Source organism: Rhodococcus sp. EPR-147, from assembly GCF_001647185.1.
Lineage (GTDB): Bacteria > Actinomycetota > Actinomycetes > Mycobacteriales > Mycobacteriaceae > Rhodococcoides.
In genome coordinates, this window is record NZ_LVCU01000146.1 from 1 (window position 1) to 1,274 (window position 1,274).

Annotated in this window: 1 protein-coding gene; it reads left to right on the top strand. The window is 66.6% G+C overall.

Annotation, left to right across the window (positions count from 1 at the left end; all coding sequences use genetic code 11):
* A partial coding sequence (locus A2J02_RS07065; RefSeq protein WP_068048547.1) for an MFS transporter occupies positions 1-1,266 on the top strand: 1,266 nt, incomplete at its 5' end.
* Positions 1,267-1,274 lie beyond the last annotated feature (8 nt).

Sequence of the window (1,274 nt, forward strand, 5' to 3'; positions counted from 1 at the left end):
CAGGAGGGCTGGCAGCTGTTCATCGCACGCGCAGGTCAGGGCGTCTTCGCGGCACTGCTCGCACCCGCAGCGCTGGCTATTCTGACGGTCACGTTCACCGACACCAAGGAGCGCGCCAAGGCATTCGGCGTGTTCGGCGCGATCGCCGGTGGCGGCGCAGCCGTCGGACTGCTCCTCGGCGGAGTGCTCACCGAGTACGCGAACTGGCGCTGGTGCCTGCTCGTCAACATCCCCGTCGCCATCATTGCCATCGCCGCCGCAGTCCCGCTGGTCAAGGAGAGCAAGGCACACGGCGACACCCGCTACGACCTGCCCGGAGCGATCCTCGTCGCACTCGGACTGGCCTCGCTGGTCTACGGCTTCACCGAAGCCGAGGACGGCTGGGCGACGGTACCCACCATCTCCTTCATCGCTCTCGGCCTCGCGCTGCTCGCCGCGTTCGTCGTGGTCGAATCCAAGTCCGCCAACCCGCTGCTCCCCCTGAGCGTTCTGCTCGACCGAGACCGCGGTGCCGCATACATCGGGTCCGCCGTCATCGGTGCAGCACTACTCGGTGGCACGTTGTATCTGACCTTCTACTTCCAGATAGTGCTCCAGATGAGCCCGGTCATCGCAGGTGTTGCGTCACTGCCCATGACCGGCGGAATTCTGATCACCGCCGCGATCGCCTCGGCGCTCGTGCCCAAGATCGGTCCCAAGCCGATGATGGCTGTCGGCCCTGTCGTCTCGGCGATCGGCCTGCTGCTGCTCACGCAGATCGGCGTCGACACCTCGTACTGGACGCACGTGCTCCCCGGAGTCGTACTGCTCGGGCTCGGTCTCGGCCTGCTGATGGTGCCGATGCAGAACGTCGCTCTCATCGGCGTCCCCGATCACGATGCGGGTGCTGCATCCGCGCTGATCAACGCCACGCTTCAGGTCGGCGGCGCACTCGGCGCAGCGGTGTTCACCACGGTGTACACCTCGTCCAAGACGACGTTCCTGGCCGAGAACCCGGCACCGACGCCGCCCGCAGGAGTTCCTGCGGATGCTCTTGCCGGCCAGGAAATCCCCAGCGACGAGATGCTGGCCGCGCTACCGGAACCGATCCGCAACTTCGTGCTCGCCACCATCGATCACGCTTTCGCAGCCGAGGTGTCGGGCTACGCGTGGGCCTTCGGAACCGCCGCGATCCTGGTCGCGTTGGTGTGCCCGGTCGTGCTGGTGCTGGTCCGTGCCAAGAAGGACGACCTGCCCGTCGGGGACACTCCGGTCCACATCGGCTAGCGCATACG